The organism is Clostridium sp. CTA-7, assembly GCF_054768095.1.
Window position 1 is genome coordinate 161,826 of the sequence record NZ_BAAAAV010000007.1, and the last position, 16,527, is coordinate 178,352.

Genomic DNA, 16,527 nt, shown 5'->3' on the forward strand with positions numbered 1-16,527 from the left:
TTCTTTTGCTTAAATCTTTTTAATTCAATTAAAAACTTAAATCAGTCTAATATCGTTGAATGAAAATAATAATTGATATATAATATATTTATCAAATTTAGGAGGAAAAATTATGAAAGCACTAAGTAATTTAGTTAATTTAATACATCATCATCGCTAGAGGGACTTCATCTTTTTAAAGGATGCAAGTCTATTTCCTTAGGCTTGTATCTCTAGGCTATGATGTGTTTAGTGCAATCATATTTAGTAAGCCATGTAGGATATTTGCCTACATGGCTTTTTGTTATTTTAAAATAAAGGAGAAATGTAATATGAAAAACAATAAAGTTAAACCAAGTATTTTACCAGGATTTATGGAACTACTACCTATAGATCAAAGAAAATTTAATGATATAGTAGAGAAAATCACAAAAATATACGAGGAAAATGGATGTCTTCCAATAGATACACCAATTATTGAAAAAGCTGAAGTCTTACTTGCTAAAAGTGCTGGTGAAACAGAAAAGCAAGTTTATGCATTTCAAAAGGGATCTAATAATTTAGCATTAAGATTTGACTTAACAGTTCCCTTTGCTAGATATACTTCTCAATACTATAATGATTTGCTTTTCCCTTTTAAAAGATATCAAATAGGAAAAGTATATAGAGGAGAAAGAAATCAAAAAGGACGATATAGAGAATTTTATCAATGTGATGTTGATATTATAGGAAAAGACACTTTAAGTATTAAAAATGATGCTTTAGTCATAAGTTTAGCATCAAAAGCCTTTAAAGCTATAGGATTAAAAGATTATAAGTTCCAAATAAGTAATAGAAAAATATTATCTGCATTGTTAAGTTCACTAGATATAGAGAATCTAGTTGAAGTTATGATTTTAATAGATAAGTACGATAAAATAGGCAAAGAAACATTTGAATCTGAATTAACTAAATTAGTTAGTGATGAAAAAGCGAAAATAATAAATAAAGTTATAAATATAAGTGGAACTAAAAATGAAGTTTTAGATGAATTAAATTCATTAAATATAAAAGATGAAAAATTTATATTAGGATTAAATGAGCTTAAGGAAGTTACTACTACTCTAGAAATACTTGGAGTAAATGATAGTGAATATATAATAAACTTAAAAATTATAAGAGGGCTAGATTATTACACAGGTACAGTATTTGAAACTTTATTAACTTGCAATGAAGAATATGGTTCAATTTGTTCTGGTGGTAGATATGATAACTTAGCAGAAAATTATACTAATAATATATTGCCTGGAGTTGGAATATCCATTGGATTAACTAGACTATTCTTTGTTTTAAAAGAAATAGGTTTTATTGAAAACTATACTGTTTCTTCTAAAGTTGAGTATTTAATAATACCAATTGGAGATACCTTAAGTTATTGTGGTGAAGTATATAAAAAACTAAATTCCTTTGGAAGATCTGTAGAAATATATTTTGAAGATGATAAATTAAAGAAAAAAATGAATTATGCTAATAAACTTGCTATACCAAAGGTTATTCTTTTAGGTGAAGAAGAAGAGACAAATAGAACTATTAATATAAAAAATATGAATACTGGAATACAAGAAACAATAAAATTTGAAGATATCATTTAAAGCAAGGAGATGTAGTTATATATAACTGCATCCCTTTACTAGTATTACTTTATCATTTTATCCATTTCATCATTAATTACATTATAGATAGCTTTAGCAACACCTAAATTATCATTACTATCTGTTATGTACTTAGCTATAGCCTTAACTTCTACTATAGCATTCTTCATTGCAACAGTTTCCTTAAATATTTCAAACATTGAGTAGTCATTAAAGCTGTCTCCAATGATCATAACATCCCCTATTGCTATTGACATTTTCTTAGCTACTTTCTCTAAAATAATCCCTTTTTGAGCATTTATATCAGTTATTTCTATATTATCTCTAAATGACGAGGATATTTCTAATCCTTCAATTTCTGCCATAGCTTTTTTTATCTTATCTATAAGTTCTATATCCTTATGGAAAGCCACAAACTTTCTAACTTCTACTCCACTCTCAAAGAATTTATTTATATCATCAATATACTGTAAGCATGTTAAAAAGCCTTGGTTCTGAGCCATTTCTCTTGCCTCATCTTCTGTTAAAGCAGGATTTAAGATCATAGTTCTAAATACAATTTCTTGAAAGGCCTCTTCTTTTGTAGATGTAGTAAACACTCCATTATTTGTAAATATACGAGCTGATAGTTTATTTTTATTTAATATCTCTATTATCTTCTTTGCATTTTCTTCTCTTATATTGATAACATCTAATATATTCCCATTCTCATCTCTATACTCTGCTCCATTTAAAAGAACACACTGAGCTTTTATATTATGTTTATCTAATAGTTCCTTAACACTTTCATAGTCTCTACCAGTAGATATTGTAAAAATTATACCAGCCTCTTCAGCTTTTCTAATTGCTTCAACTGTTTCCTTATCTATATCATGATCATTATTTAGTAAAGTTCCATCCATATCTGATGCTATAAGCTTTATCATTTTGCTGCTCCTCCTTGAACTATTGTTACTCTATTAGATTATCACACTTTTTTAATAAAATGAAAGAGCCTAACTCATTATAGAAAAACTGATTATTTTAACTGAAACAAATTATCTGCTTATAATTGTATAAGTATTCATAGCATTAAGTGGAACAGTGTTTAAATATGTTTCTCCTGTTTTATTGAAGTGAACAGCATAAGTTATCCCATTATTACTTCCATCTCTTACCCCTTGTACTTGTATAACCGCTTTATCAGGAACACTTATTTTTGCAGGTTTATGCCTTATAGAAAAAGGTGCTCCTTGCTCGACTCCATCAATAAAAACTTGTACATAATCATTATCTTCCTTCTCTGCAAAATTCCATATTGATATCTCTATATTTCCATACCCACTTGAAACTTCTATAGAAGCATCTTTTGCATCTAGCTTTAAGGCATCTTTACTTAATACATCACCGACATTTACATTTTCTACAACTCCAGATGTTAATTGATCTTTATAATCCTTATTTACTTTTTTTGTAAATGAAAATGATATAAAAAGAATTAGACATACTACACCAATAATTAGTCTGAAATTTTTCATAGAAGAATTTATATATGGATCTTTCTTTTCTTCTTCTAAAACTTTAAGAGTCTGGTCTTCAATATTCTCATTTTCTTCTATAACATTGTCTTCATTTATATCATTTTCTTTACTCGAAAATTTAACACTAGACTTATCTACTTCATTCAAATTATCTGAATCATTTTCTTTAAATCTTCTCATAATAACCACCTTTCACTAGACGATCTCTGTATTATAGTTTTGTATTTTTTCTTCTTTTTGCATCATAACTTTTGAAAGAGGTTTTTTCTTGTAATATAATGAAACAACTGCTCTCCAAATCACTATAAATCCTACAAATGAGCATATTCCTATTATCTTTCTAGATGTTGTTAATGATATATAGCTCCAATTAAGTATCTCTGTTCCTATTCCAATAAATATGCTTGCTATTAGTAAATATTTAATAGTTTCAAATAAAGATGGAAAAATCATATATATCCTTCTTAAAGCCCTAAATCTTAAAGAGAAATACATAATTGCTGTCATACCTATAAGTAAACTAATATAGTCACCAGTTACAGTATATCCTGAAGTAATTATCTTAAAAGCATCTGAGGTTGCCTTTATTGGAAATATTATAGCCATTAATATTAATAAAGGCATGCATATTATTCCATAAGCGATAGTTATTAAATTACTTATTAATTTAGATATAAATTTCATATTATCACCTCTTTACTATAAATCAACTTTAGATACATCACATGCTTCAATAGTGATAAGATTATCTTTTGTCAAATTATTAATTTTTTCAAGTCTTACTGCTTGGTTTCTAACAGTTTTTTCAAATATATTTCTTACATATCTTCCATTTCCGAAGTCAGGTACTCTGTAAGCCTCTTCAAAAATATTACCCATCTTATTTATAGCTTCCTCAGTTAATATATATCCTTTACCCTTAAATAAATTATCTGCAATAATTAATAAGTCTTCAACTGAATAATCTTTAAACTCTATAATATTTGCAAATCTAGATTTTAAGCCTGGATTTGTTTCTAGGAAATCGTCCATATCATTACTATATCCAGCTAATATTACTAATAGATTATCTCTATTATCATCCATAACTTTTACAAGTGTATCTATAGCCTCCTTGCCAAAGTTACTTCCAATACCTCCATCTTGAGATAATGAATAAGCTTCATCTATAAAAATTATTCCTCCAAGAGCAGACTCCAACTTTTCTTTAGTTTTTATTGCTGTTTGTCCTACATATCCAGCAACTAAACCACTTCTATCTGTTTCCACAAAGGTTTTACTATTTAATACTCCAATATTATATAGAACTTCACCCACTATTCTTGCCATTGTAGTTTTACCAGTACCTGGGTTACCTTTGAATATCATATGAAGAGTTTGTGATTCATCTACAGGCAGCCCTAAGTTCTTTCTTTGTTCTTGTATTTTTAACTGTGCTTGAAGGCTTCTTATAAAGTCTTTTACTTCAGTCAGTCCTACAACTTTATTTAATTCTTCCTCTAGATTAAATTCATTTGTTGATTTTACATAAACTCCGAAATCTTCTTCAGTTAATAATATTGCTGAATCCTTATCAATTATATCCATACCAGCTATTCTTGAAGATTGTTCTCTTATAGCTTTTTCTATTATATTTCTTACCATTCTACCATTTCCAGATTGTAACCCACTTTTTTGTTTTTCTTTTCTTATAGCATCTTCAAGTTCATCTTCAGAATTTCCTGCAAGTACAAACCCCTTACTCTCTATCATTAACTTACCTATTTGAAGTAAGTGAATTACTTCATAATCTTTAAAGTTTACATTTAGAGGGAATCTTGATCTTAACCCTGAATTTGTATTTAGGAAATCTTTCATTTCTTTATCATAACCTACTAGTATAACTATTATATCCTCTCTGAAGTCCTCTATAAGCTTAACTAAAGTATCAACCGCTTCTTTACCTAAGGGATCATTTTCTGAAGACATAAGAGAATACGCTTCATCTATAAATAATACTCCACCTAAAGCCGACTTAAACACTTCTGCCGTCTTTTTAGTTGTTTCTCCTGCATATTGACCTACAAGAGTACTCCTATCAACTTCAACAACTTGACCTGATTTCAACATTCCCATTTTACTCATAAGATTACCTATTAGTCTTGCCACGGTTGTTTTACCAGTACCAGGATTTCCAGTAAATATCATATTAAGAGATTGAGATGATTCAACATTTATACCAAGTTGTTTTCTTTTTTCCTTTGCTACTAGTTGTTTTTCTAAATTCCTTACAAATTCTTTTACATCATCTAATCCAATTATTTTATTTAACTCTTCATCTAAATCAAATTCTTCCTTCTTATCAAGATCAAAATCTGTTTCTATAAGCTTATTTATATTATCTTGATTTATACTATCCTCATCTAAAGTTGCTAACCTTTTTGATTGATTTGTAATTGCTTGTTCAATAATATTTCTTGCTAATCTTCCATTTCCGCTATCATTTTTACCCTTTATTTGTTTAGTCTCAAATAACTCTACTAATCTTTCATCTAAGATATCATCTATTATATATCCATTTGATTTAGCTATTATTTTAGAAATTTCAAGTAATTCTATAGGTGTATAATCTTCAAAATCAACAGTATAATTAAACCTAGATTTAAGTCCACTATTTATCTTTAAGAAATCTTCCATTTCCTTAGTATATCCTGCTAAAATTACTACTAAATTATCTCTATTATCTTCTATAGCTTTAACTATAGTATCTACCGCTTCTATTCCGAAAGTATCATTTTCATCTCTAGCTATGGAATACGCTTCATCTATAAATAATATTCCACCCATAGCTAAATTTACTTTCTTAATAGTTTTTTGTGCTGTTTCACCTACATATTGACCTATTAAATCATTCCTAGATACTTCTACTAAATGTCCACTTGTTAAATACCCTAACGCTTTTAAGTATTTAGCCATTATTCTAGCCATTGTAGTTTTACCTGTACCCGGATTCCCAGTAAATATCATATGAAGTGAAATCTTAGCTTCTTTTGACCCTTTACTTTTTCTTATATTTTGTACTCTTATATTATCTTCAAGCTTCTTTATAAAATCTTTTACATTTTTTAATCCAATAATGTTATCTAGCTCTTTATTTAAAGCATCTAAATTGTCTAATTCATTAGGTTTTACTAAAGATTCTAGTACTATAGAATTTAGCTCGTTAAAAATAACTAAAGACTCTTCTTCCTCTTTTAATCTATATGCTTGTCCACTATTAATTTCACCATTTAGGTTTAACTCAACTAGAGGGCCGTATATATTGTTTTCAATATACTCAGACAATCCATGCGTTCCAATGGTCCTGTCAAAATTTTCAATTACGTTGTTTAATACTGAATCTTCAAATTCTAGTAACATATTTAAATTATTGTTTATCTTAGTATTACAATCATTTAGTATAAATTTACATATTGTAGAAAGATCTTTATCTATAAGATATTCTGTATTTAAAATATCCCTAATTTTTTTCATAAAATTTCCTGAAAAAGTATTTCTAATATAGTCCTCATTTTTTTCAGTTATAAAAATTAAGTACTTCCCATTTGCTTGTATTTCACCTGTTGTATTTAATGTAAGATTTCCTTTTCCTGTAACATCCACCATTTGACCTAATTGTTCTATATATCTTCTGTTAAGTTCAAGCTTCTCATCTATTACAAGATTACTAATTAAATCAAGAACACTTTGATGGCACTTATCAAAATTATCAAATACAATAATTCTATTGCTTCCATAAAGCCCATTGTAAAGATCAGTTAAAAATAAATTTTCCGCATCCTTTTCAATCTTATATTCGGAAAGATCTATTGATAATACTTCGCTACTTTTTAATATCTTATATTCTTTTAAGAATCTTGATATTGCTTTTATAGATAAATGTCTTCCAGAACCTTTAGGCCCTGTTATAAATATTGTATTACTTATACCATCTTCTTTTCCATAGACAAATGGTCTTCTAAATGCAATTGCTAATTTAGATAAATAATCTTTTTGTCCAAGCACATAGTCTGAAAGAGTATTCTCTACTAAATTAAAGACATTATCTAATTCTAATTTATTTACCTTAGTATTTCTTTCTATATTAATATCTTTTTTTACTGTACTTGAACAAACATTACCAGATACTTTTGTAATATTCTGTTCCTCTTTATTTATTAAATTAGAAACATTAGACATATTAACGTTGGATTTTTGACTCATAGTATTCTTCGCATTTACGACAGTATTATTTACTGCTTTCTTCTGCTTCTTAATAAATTGCTTATCTAATATTCCTTTTTCTTTTATATGATCAAATACCTGAATTTCTGGAAATAAAACTCTAACTAGTTTAGAGCCAGATAATGATTCATCTTTTAATTTAGACATTCACTTTCCCCCTTAATAACTTTATTAAGCATCATAAATATATTCTATCATAACATAAATTTTTATTCACTTTTTTCCTTAATATTTAAATATATATTAATTTTGAAATTTTTTACATACTGTTATTCTGATCACAAAATTATGCACACTATATTCATATCTATACTATTTAGGAGATAACTTTAATAACTAAATATCTTACAATAGTTATTCACAATGAATATAAAAATATAATTTCCTAGAAAACAAAAAACAGCTAGCATATATACTAACTGTTTTTTAAGTATAATAATATCCTCGACAAAATCTTATCCGTAATTTTATATATAGATAATCTCTTATATATAGGATCAACAAATAATATAAAAATATCTATTATTTTATTATTGTTTATTATATTGAGGTTCTTCTTGTTTTACAAAATCAAGTCTTGATTGAAGGCTTTGCTGCACACTCTCCATTGTAGTTGCAAGTTGATTAAACATTTGTTTTGCATCTTGATTATCTGTGTCTAAAGAAAATGTCTTCATATCAGCAGCCAATCCTTTTGCACTAGCTAATGCTGTTTCAAGTTTAGTTCCTGTTGGCATAAAAATTCCTCCTTTATAATTTTTTATTGCAAATATATTTTGTTCATAATCAATTTAAATATTCAGTTTATTTATAATGAAATATATTCCTTTTAAAATCTAATCTATAATTATTGAACTTTATCAATTAGCTTTTAACAATTGAATAAATATTTATATTAAGAAATGAATTAAAATTAGGCTTATTGGTTAAAGTAAGTTAAGAAGTAATTTAATAAATATAAAGGAGACTTTTATATGACTGCTATTTCAAAGGTAAAACAGACATTAGCTACATTAAAGGGAGCTGAATCAACTTTAAGGATTTACTCATTACAAGAGCGTGATAAAGAGTCTAGAGCTATTTATGATGAGACATATAAAGAAATAAGCAAAATTAAAACAGATTTAGAAAAAAGAATAGGATCTATGGAGTTTGAAGAACCCCAATACAAAGGCAACTAAGTGAGGTGGCATATGAGTTCTTGGTTAATAATATTATTTAATTCAATAGTTTTATTTTTTTTAGCAATAGTTATAACAAAATATATGAAAAAGAAAACTTTATCTAGGGCTACTCCCTTTGACTTTATTTCTTATGCTGTAATCGCTATTATAATTACTTTAATTTCTTTAAATATAATTGATAATATTTACTTTGGACTAGTTGCACTAGCTGTTTGGGCACTGATGCCTATTGTCTTAGATTTTGCTTCTATGAGAAGTAAATCAATTTATAACCTAATACATGGTAAAGAAAGAGTATTAGTTAAAAACGGCAAAGTAATGGAAGATAACTTATCTAAAGAGAGAATTACAGGGCAAGAGTTCCTACAAGAAATGCGTTCGAAAAAAGCATTTAGCTTAGCGGATGTTGAATTTGCTGTAATGGAAACAAATGGAGACATAAATGTTAGCTTAAAAGCTGATAAGAAACCTGTTACTCCATATGATTTAGGAAAACAAGTATCATCTAAAGCTGAGCCACAAACAGTTATTTTAGATGGAAATATATTAAATGAAGGGCTTACTAATGCTGGATTAAATAAAAGCTGGCTTACAACTCAGCTAGAAATGAAAGGTGTTTCCATTGAAAATGTTTTTCTTGGGCAAGTAGACTCTTCTGGAGACTTATATTTAGATATTTTCGATGATATGATACAAATCCCTAAAGCACAGGTTAAAGAAATGCTATATGCTAGTATTCAAAAAAGTCAAGCAGATCTTATGTCATTTTCTTTAGATTGCGACAATGAAGGTGCAAAAACTATGTACTTACAAAGTGCTGAAAAATTAGAAAAAGTAATGCAAAAATTAGAACCATATTTATTACGTTAGAGGGTGAGATAAATGTCAAATATGAAAAAGAAAAAAATGACCACAACTCAGCAGCAATATGATGCATTAGTAAATAATATAGAGCCTAAAAGACCTATTGTAACTAATTGTATTAGAGCCTTTCTAGTAGGTGGTGCAATATGTACAATTGGTCAAGGATTACAGTGGATGTTTATTAATTATTTTAATTTTGATGAAAAGACATCAGTAGGGCCTACTTCTGTAGTTTTAATATTTTTTGCAGCTTTATTTACTGGTCTTGGGATTTATGACCATCTTAGTCAATGGGCCGGATGTGGATCTGCTGTTCCTATTACAGGCTTTGCTAACTCTATAGCATCTGCTTCAATTGAGCATAAAAGTGAAGGATTTGTACTTGGAGTAGCTGGAAATATGTTTAGGCTTGCAGGTGCAATTATAGTTTATGGAGTTTTTTCTGCCTTTGTAGTTGCTACGATAAAAATGACAATAAAATGGTTGGGGGCGATGTAAATGCTTAAAGGACATCAATCTTGGATTTTTAATTCTAAACCTACAATACTATCCTCTTCCGCTGTTGTTGGTCCCTTTGAAGGTAATGGTGCTTTAGCTAATGACTTTGATATAATTTATGAAGACTTGTGGCTTGGGCAAGATAGTTATGAAAAGGCGGAAAGAGCTTTACTTGAACATTCTTGCCAAAGAGCAATACAAAAAGCAAATTTACAAAAAGAAGATATTAACTTTTTTTTAAGCGGAGACTTAATGAATCAAATTATATCTAGTAGCTTTGCTGCAAGAACTTTAGAAATACCTTTTTTAGGGATTTTCGGAGCTTGTTCTAGCTCCATGGAAGGCTTATCATTGGCAGCTCAATTAATAGAAAGCAAAGCAGCTAAATATGTTATAGCAGCTGCAAGTAGTCATAATGCAGCTGCTGAAAAACAATTTAGATATCCTACAGAATACGGAGTACAAAGACCACCTACTGCTCAGTGGACAGTAACTGGAGCTGGAGCTGTTGTTCTTGGTCAAAAAGGTAATGGCCCAAAGATAACCTCTGCTACCATAGGAAGAGTTGTAGATATGGGGATTTCAGATCCTTATAACGTCGGTGCAGCTATGGCGCCAGCAGCTGTAGATACCATTGAAGCTCATTTTAGAGATTTGAATATTGATGCTTATCATTATGATCTTATTGCTACTGGCGATTTAGGAAAAGTTGGTCATGAGCTTGCTAATGCTTTATTAGAGAAACATGGTATAAATATGCCAAAACATATATTTACAGATTGCGGACTTTTAATATATACCAAAGAACAACCAAGTTTCTCTGGTGGCAGTGGCTGTGGTTGTTCTGCTGTTGTAACCTATGGACATTTACTTAATCGTATGCGCAAAGGAGAATTAAAGAAAATACTAATTGTTGCAACAGGTGCCTTAATGTCTCCTGTCTCCTTTCAACAAAAGGAAAGCATCCCTAGTGTTGCCCATGCTGTTTCTATAGAAATGTAAAAAAAGAAGGTGTGATTTAAGTTATGGAAAAATTTATTTTTGCATTTATAATAGGTGGCTTAATTTGTGTTATTGGGCAACTTATAATGGATATTTTAGAAGTTACTCCTGCACATACAACTTGTACACTGGTTGTAATTGGTGCAATATTAGGTGGTTTTGGTTTATATGATCCTTTAGTTAAATTTGCAGGTGCAGGAGCATTCGTACCTATAAGTAGTTTTGGAAATACCCTTGTAACAGCGGCTATAACTGAAGCTGAGCAAACCGGCTTTATAGGAATATTTACTGGTGTTTTAAAGACAGTGAGTGCAGGAGTTTCTGCAGCAATAATATTTGGATTTATTTCTGCTATGGTATTTAAGCCAAAAGGTTGAAAACATAAAGAAATACTTTATAATTTACACTTCTTTCATATACTACATATATTGAATTGATATATAAATATCTATATAGTGATTCTAAATATAAGGTATTTTTCTAAATTACTACAGACTAAATAACCCACGATAACACAATTCTGTATTGTCGTGGGTTTTATAGTGTATATTAAGTATTATAAAAAATCTTCTCTTTTTAGTATATATACTGAAAGAATAAGATACATAAAGTGTTAGAATCTACATAAATTCATGTTATAAATTCTAAAATTTATATTCATCGAATACTTTTAATCCTTCTTCATTTAGTACATTTTCAACAACTATAGGTTTATTTGGGCTTTTTTGAAAAACTTCTTTACAAGATATCATAATATTGCTTCCAGCTATCTGTGAAAGCTGATCATGTGACACACTGTACACTACCTTATGTAGATTTGCCCATACCATAGCACCAGAGCACATTACGCAAGGTTCACAACTAGTGTATAAAGTATATTCTTTTAAATCAAATATATTATTTTCTATGCAAAACCTTCTTATAAGTCCAATTTCTGCATGATGAGTCGGATCACATAAGGTATTAATTTGATTTTCTCCACTCATTACTATTTCATCATCTTTTACTAAAATTGCTCCGAAAGGCTCATTGCCTTCATTTCTTGACTTCATAGCAAGCTCTATAGCTTTTTTCATAAAATATTCATCGTTTTTTATCATAATAGAATCCTCTTTTTTATTTAACCCATATTCTCTATTATTTTAGCTACCCATTTACAAAAATCTGTAGATGCCTTTTGAGCTATGGCTACAACATTCTCATGTGAATGTTTTTGCTTTTGTATTCCTGTAGCCATGTTTGTAATACAAGATATTCCAAGTACATCTATACCTAGATAATTAGCAGCTATAGTTTCAGGAACTGTTGACATTCCAACAGCATCTGCCCCTTGATTTCTTATTGATCTTATTTCTGCTGCTGTTTCATAATAAGGACCCATAAATCCTGCATAAACTCCCTCTTTATATTCAATTCCAATTTCATCTGCTACTTTCTTTGCTTTATCTATTAACTCAAGCTTAAAAGGTTCAGACATATCAGGGAATCTTGTGCCAAATCTCTCATCATTTATACCAATCAATGGATTATCTGAAACTAAATTAATAAAATCATTAATAATCATCAAAGTTCCAGGTTCAAAGTCTGTATTTATACCACCACAAGCATTAGTTATTATAACTTTTTCAATTCCTAATTGCTTCATAACAAATATTGGATATGCAACTTCTTTCATCGTATATCCCTCAAAATAATGAAATCTTCCTTGCATTGCTAAAACATCTATACCTTTTATTTTTCCAAATACTAATCTACCGTTATGTCCTTTAACTGTTGATGTTGGAAAATTAGGTATATCTTTATAATCAATATATTTTTTATCTTCTATTGCCTCAACTAAATCCCCTAATCCTGAACCTAAAACAACACCAACCTTAGGCATTAATTCAATTCTACTTTTTATATATTCAGCTGACTCTAAAACTTTTTCATACATATTATCCATCTTTTTTACCTCCAGAAATTTTATATTAGAAACCGGTTTCTAATTATTTAAAAAAATAAAATTCTATTAATTTTATTTTATTTTTTTCGTACTATTTCTAGTTATAAGTTCATATCCCATAACTATAGTTCTATTTTCCATATAATCATTATTAATTTTTTCTAGTATCAACGTTGCTGCATTTTTACCTGAGTCATAATAATCATAATTTATTGTAGTTAATGTTGGCTCAAACATAGATGACATATCCATATCATCTATACCAGCTATTGATATATCCTCTGGAACCTTATAAGAAAATTCTCTTAAACACTTAAGTGCTCCAAATGCTAAACGATCTATTGCGGTAAATACAGCTGTAGGCATTTCTTTAGAATTATTTATTATATGTTTCATGGAATCATATCCTGAATTTATATTAAAATTTCCTACTGCCATATATTCTTCTTTAGTATTAATTTTACTTTCTTTTAATGCACATAAATATCCATTTTTTCTTAAGCTAGCAAATACAGCTCTAGATTCATCCAATCCAATGTAGGCAATTTTTTTATGACCTTCGCTAATTAAATACGAAACCATATCTTTAGCTGCATTAAAATCATCATATATTACACAAGATGCAGCTATTTTGCTATTTTCTTGCCCCATCATTACTATAGGTGTATTAATATCATCTAATACTTTTATATGTTCCTCTGTAATGTTAGTTGGGAAAAAAATAATCCCATCTACATGCTTCTTTTTAAAAATATCAAAATATTTCAATTCTTCCTCTATTTTTCCTCTTGAATTAGCCAATATTACGTTATATCCATTTTCATTTAATTTATCAATAATTCCCTCTGTTATATTTGAAAATGTATCAATTCCAATTCTAGGAATCATTATTCCTATTACTTTTGTTTTCTTAGTAACTAACTCTTGAGCTAACAAATTGGGGGTGTATCCTGTTTCCTTTAATACTTTTTCTACTCTTTCTCTTAACTCTAAACTTACATTCTGTGAATTATTAATTACTCTTGATACTGTAGATTTAGAAACTCCTGCTAAATTGGCAATATATTTTATGTTCATATTTTTTCTCCAAAATCCTTGCGGTGTTAGAAACCGGTTTCAAGTTGATTATATAAATTTTATTTTTAAAAGTCAAGTTTTTTGAATAAATATATGGCTCTGTTATTCACCATATTTTTTAATATATTTTACCTGTACTTTTATATTGGGATGCTCTTCACAAAACTGACTAATTACAAAACAGCAGCTTGGACACGGTTCCCATTTACTATATAAAATAAGATTTCCTTCATTCCTCAACACTTTTGCTTCTATTTGTTTATGTATTTCTTCAAATATCTTTTTTTCACTATCATTAACCCTGTTATATCCTACCCCTAATTTACCTAATTTATTAACTTTAATACTTTTAAAAATTGCTCTTTCTAAGGGTGGCGCGATGCAATAATTTATTATATTGTTACTGCCACTTATTGCTTTAAACTCCTTATTGTCATATATTGCTAATGCTATATTTATAGAGTCCTGTAATGCCTTGCTTTGATCTATTTTAAATGTTGTTTTTTCTTTTTCATCAACTTTCATATATTTATCCATATTTCTTATTAAACGTTGTATTCTTGGTATATTATTGCTTAAATGTTGATGATACTCTACAGTCCCCTTCTTGGATTTAATATATTGATAATTTATTTCCTTCGGTATTTCTATGGATATTGTTTTAGTTTTAGTTTTGGCATTATATTTTTCTTTTACGCCTTCTTTTCTAATAAGAACCATTTTTTTTAATAGTTCAATATCCTTTGCATAAAGATAATCCTTATCTAATTCTTTTTCTAAGTCCTCTAATTTTATTTTCTCTTCTTCACTTTTTATTCTAGATATATGTCTTTTTATCTCTTCTATAGCTTTTATGATATGTTCAACACTATCTTGAGAACTTGTTTCTCGTTCATATTCAATTCTATCTATATTTAGTTTTTTTATTTCACTTATTTTTTTACATAGTTTGTTATGCTCATTTTCAAATAACATCATTTTTTCTATATAGTCTATAAAATCCCTAATATCATTTGCTTTATAAGTAATCTCAGTATCCTTAATTGATATGTGCAATCTTTCTGTTATACTTTTATCTACTTTAAAAGTCTTTGTAATTTCTTCCTTAAATTTTTCTTCATCAGATTCATTTACTTTATATCCTTCTCTTTTTAATTCATCCTTAAACTCTTTTAGATTATTAATTTTTATTCGGTCTTTTTTCTTTCTCTTTAAGGTCAGATTTTCTTGCGCCATATTCACCTCTTATCTTTGTTATCTTTGGATTCCATATAAAAAAGTAATACTATAACTATTATTAAAGTGACTCATTAATATAACCGTTTTTTTGCTGTCCATTGATACTACTATTATATCCAAAAAGTTAAATAAGTTAAATATTTTTAATCTTTTTCACATCCAGGATCCTAATTCTAGAAACTTTGTTTTCAGAATTTACTGCATAAAAAAAATAACCAGATCAAATAACTTTGACCTGGTTATTTTTCATTATTTTATCCAAGATAAGCAAAAGCTTCTTCTTTTTTATATAATTTAAGTACTTGTTCAAATATTACTAATGATATTATTGCTAATGCTGTAGGAATAACAAACCATACGCATATTGCTACAAATATATTTAGTCCTGCATCTATAGATGCTAATGGTCCAACTAATCCAACTAATCCAAAACCTGCTGAGGAAGCTGTTCCCATAACGTTAAATAATGCAACAGGTATTGCTGATAACGCTGAAGTAAATAAAATAGGTATTAAGATAATGGGATAGCGGAATAAGTTTGGCATCATCATCTTCATTGCACCTAATCCAATAGCTGCAGTAACACCTGATTTATTAACCTTCCAAGAGTGAACAACTAATACTATTGTTGTTGCTGCAACTCCCATAGCTGCCGCACCTGCTGATAAACCATTTAATTGAATAGCCATACCAATAGCAACTGTTGATATTGGTGAAATAATCAACACTGCAAATGAACATGCTATTAAAATACTCATTACTACAGGTTGTAAATTAGTAAATGAATTAATCCCATTACCAATTAGAGCTGTGAAACTCTTAACATACGGAAGAGTTATCAACCCTATTAATCCTGCTCCAGAACCTATTAAAATAGGTGATAGTATTATATTTACTGAACCAAATTTTTCTCCAATTAATAATATTAAAATAACCGCTACTGATGCAGTAATCATAGTGTTAATAATGTCACCTGTTCCTGCACTTACATATGCTCCCATAGCTTGAGTTGCCATATTTTGCATTTGAGGATTAAATACAGTAACACCTGAACCAACATAAGCAGCTCCTGCAACAACAGCCATTTTCATTGGATTAAATCCAAATTGTAAGGCAATAAGTGCTCCAATTAATAACGGTGTAGTTAATTGGAACATAACAACTGTCTGAGTTAATAAAACTACAAAGTGTGTTTGATCAAATAACTTTAATACAGCTGCTAATACAGCATTTGGAATAAGACCTACAATAATTGCTAATGCTGTACCTGCTAGAACTTTATTAAGAAAGTCCTTAGGGGTAATTTTTTTACTCTCTGACATATT

At 28.7% G+C, this 16,527-nt stretch carries 16 protein-coding genes; 6 read left to right on the forward strand and 10 right to left on the reverse strand.

From position 1 onward, the window contains the following. Window positions 1-311 precede the first annotated feature (311 nt). Entirely contained in the window at window positions 312-1,610 is a 1,299-nt protein-coding gene (gene hisS / locus ACYUEX_RS14055) for a histidine--tRNA ligase (protein ID WP_460288750.1), read from the forward strand. Between the two features lie 44 nt (window positions 1,611-1,654). Here the strand turns inward: hisS and ACYUEX_RS14060 are convergent, their stop codons facing one another. The 5 genes from ACYUEX_RS14060 to ACYUEX_RS14080 form a co-directional block, all read right to left on the reverse strand. Then, complete coding sequence (locus tag ACYUEX_RS14060; RefSeq protein ID WP_460288751.1) at window positions 1,655-2,536, reverse strand: Cof-type HAD-IIB family hydrolase; 882 nt, start codon at window positions 2,534-2,536, stop codon at window positions 1,655-1,657. 111 nt (window positions 2,537-2,647) lie between these two features. Continuing rightward, window positions 2,648-3,310 (reverse strand): hypothetical protein, encoded by a 663-nt coding sequence (locus ACYUEX_RS14065; RefSeq protein ID WP_460288752.1) that lies wholly within the window; start codon window positions 3,308-3,310, stop codon window positions 2,648-2,650. A 15-nt stretch (window positions 3,311-3,325) separates the two neighbouring features. Then, window positions 3,326-3,814, reverse strand: coding sequence for a hypothetical protein (locus tag ACYUEX_RS14070; protein ID WP_460288753.1), 489 nt, complete (start codon window positions 3,812-3,814; stop codon window positions 3,326-3,328). A gap of 15 nt (window positions 3,815-3,829) precedes the next feature. Further along, window positions 3,830-7,540: an AAA family ATPase gene (locus ACYUEX_RS14075; RefSeq protein ID WP_460288754.1), complete on the reverse strand. Its 3,711-nt coding sequence runs from the start codon at window positions 7,538-7,540 to the stop codon at window positions 3,830-3,832. Between the two features lie 383 nt (window positions 7,541-7,923). Further along, a complete protein-coding gene (locus ACYUEX_RS14080) occupies window positions 7,924-8,130 on the reverse strand; it encodes a DUF1657 domain-containing protein (protein WP_322388505.1) in 207 nt (68 codons plus the stop codon). A 237-nt stretch (window positions 8,131-8,367) separates the two neighbouring features. Here ACYUEX_RS14080 and ACYUEX_RS14085 point away from each other — a divergent pair, with 237 nt between their 5' ends. The 5 genes from ACYUEX_RS14085 to spoVAE are packed head-to-tail and all read left to right on the forward strand — an operon-like array spanning window position 8,368 to window position 11,318. Further along, entirely contained in the window at window positions 8,368-8,574 is a 207-nt protein-coding gene (locus ACYUEX_RS14085; protein WP_411167557.1) for a DUF1657 domain-containing protein, read from the forward strand. A 12-nt stretch (window positions 8,575-8,586) separates the two neighbouring features. Then, window positions 8,587-9,447 carry a DUF421 domain-containing protein gene (locus ACYUEX_RS14090; RefSeq protein WP_460288755.1) on the forward strand — a complete coding sequence of 287 codons (861 nt, stop codon included), beginning with the start codon at window positions 8,587-8,589 and terminating at the stop codon, window positions 9,445-9,447. A gap of 12 nt (window positions 9,448-9,459) precedes the next feature. Continuing rightward, complete coding sequence (spoVAC, locus tag ACYUEX_RS14095) at window positions 9,460-9,939, forward strand: stage V sporulation protein AC (protein WP_411167555.1); 480 nt, start codon at window positions 9,460-9,462, stop codon at window positions 9,937-9,939. Then, entirely contained in the window at window positions 9,940-10,941 is a 1,002-nt protein-coding gene (spoVAD, locus tag ACYUEX_RS14100) for a stage V sporulation protein AD (RefSeq protein ID WP_460288756.1), read from the forward strand. It begins immediately after the preceding gene. Window positions 10,942-10,964: 23 nt separating this feature from the next. Then, on the forward strand, window positions 10,965-11,318 hold the full coding sequence (gene spoVAE / locus ACYUEX_RS14105) for a stage V sporulation protein AE (protein ID WP_411167554.1): 354 nt from the start codon (window positions 10,965-10,967) through the stop codon (window positions 11,316-11,318). Between the two features lie 267 nt (window positions 11,319-11,585). On the opposite strand, the gene ACYUEX_RS14110 is transcribed toward spoVAE, so the two are convergent. From ACYUEX_RS14110 to ACYUEX_RS14130, 5 genes are all read right to left on the reverse strand, one after another. After that, on the reverse strand, window positions 11,586-12,041 hold the full coding sequence (locus ACYUEX_RS14110) for a nucleoside deaminase (RefSeq protein WP_460288757.1): 456 nt from the start codon (window positions 12,039-12,041) through the stop codon (window positions 11,586-11,588). 20 nt (window positions 12,042-12,061) lie between these two features. Continuing rightward, window positions 12,062-12,877 carry a purine-nucleoside phosphorylase gene (locus ACYUEX_RS14115; RefSeq protein WP_460288788.1) on the reverse strand — a complete coding sequence of 272 codons (816 nt, stop codon included), beginning with the start codon at window positions 12,875-12,877 and terminating at the stop codon, window positions 12,062-12,064. An 81-nt stretch (window positions 12,878-12,958) separates the two neighbouring features. Beyond that, on the reverse strand, window positions 12,959-13,963 hold the full coding sequence (locus ACYUEX_RS14120) for a LacI family DNA-binding transcriptional regulator (RefSeq protein ID WP_460288758.1): 1,005 nt from the start codon (window positions 13,961-13,963) through the stop codon (window positions 12,959-12,961). Between the two features lie 102 nt (window positions 13,964-14,065). Continuing rightward, complete coding sequence (locus tag ACYUEX_RS14125; RefSeq protein WP_460288759.1) at window positions 14,066-15,199, reverse strand: deaminase domain-containing protein; 1,134 nt, start codon at window positions 15,197-15,199, stop codon at window positions 14,066-14,068. Between the two features lie 257 nt (window positions 15,200-15,456). Further along, complete coding sequence (locus ACYUEX_RS14130) at window positions 15,457-16,524, reverse strand: PTS sugar transporter subunit IIC (RefSeq protein WP_460288760.1); 1,068 nt, start codon at window positions 16,522-16,524, stop codon at window positions 15,457-15,459. Between the last annotated feature and the right edge of the window lie 3 nt (window positions 16,525-16,527).

Excerpts from the sequence above, each read along its gene's own strand:
- hisS (WP_460288750.1), top strand. The coding sequence starts at position 312 with ATGAAAAACAATAAAGTTAAACCAAGTATTTTACCAGGATTTATGGAA.
- ACYUEX_RS14060 (WP_460288751.1), bottom strand. The coding sequence starts at position 2,536 with ATGATAAAGCTTATAGCATCAGATATGGATGGAACTTTACTAAATAAT.
- ACYUEX_RS14065 (WP_460288752.1), bottom strand. The coding sequence starts at position 3,310 with ATGAGAAGATTTAAAGAAAATGATTCAGATAATTTGAATGAAGTAGAT.
- ACYUEX_RS14070 (WP_460288753.1), bottom strand. The coding sequence starts at position 3,814 with ATGAAATTTATATCTAAATTAATAAGTAATTTAATAACTATCGCTTAT.
- ACYUEX_RS14075 (WP_460288754.1), bottom strand. The coding sequence starts at position 7,540 with ATGTCTAAATTAAAAGATGAATCATTATCTGGCTCTAAACTAGTTAGA.
- ACYUEX_RS14080 (WP_322388505.1), bottom strand. The coding sequence starts at position 8,130 with ATGCCAACAGGAACTAAACTTGAAACAGCATTAGCTAGTGCAAAAGGA.
- ACYUEX_RS14085 (WP_411167557.1), top strand. The coding sequence starts at position 8,368 with ATGACTGCTATTTCAAAGGTAAAACAGACATTAGCTACATTAAAGGGA.
- ACYUEX_RS14090 (WP_460288755.1), top strand. The coding sequence starts at position 8,587 with ATGAGTTCTTGGTTAATAATATTATTTAATTCAATAGTTTTATTTTTT.
- spoVAC (WP_411167555.1), top strand. The coding sequence starts at position 9,460 with ATGTCAAATATGAAAAAGAAAAAAATGACCACAACTCAGCAGCAATAT.
- spoVAD (WP_460288756.1), top strand. The coding sequence starts at position 9,940 with ATGCTTAAAGGACATCAATCTTGGATTTTTAATTCTAAACCTACAATA.
- spoVAE (WP_411167554.1), top strand. The coding sequence starts at position 10,965 with ATGGAAAAATTTATTTTTGCATTTATAATAGGTGGCTTAATTTGTGTT.
- ACYUEX_RS14110 (WP_460288757.1), bottom strand. The coding sequence starts at position 12,041 with ATGATAAAAAACGATGAATATTTTATGAAAAAAGCTATAGAGCTTGCT.
- ACYUEX_RS14115 (WP_460288788.1), bottom strand. The coding sequence starts at position 12,877 with ATGTATGAAAAAGTTTTAGAGTCAGCTGAATATATAAAAAGTAGAATT.
- ACYUEX_RS14120 (WP_460288758.1), bottom strand. The coding sequence starts at position 13,963 with ATGAACATAAAATATATTGCCAATTTAGCAGGAGTTTCTAAATCTACA.
- ACYUEX_RS14125 (WP_460288759.1), bottom strand. The coding sequence starts at position 15,199 with ATGGCGCAAGAAAATCTGACCTTAAAGAGAAAGAAAAAAGACCGAATA.
- ACYUEX_RS14130 (WP_460288760.1), bottom strand. The coding sequence starts at position 16,524 with ATGTCAGAGAGTAAAAAAATTACCCCTAAGGACTTTCTTAATAAAGTT.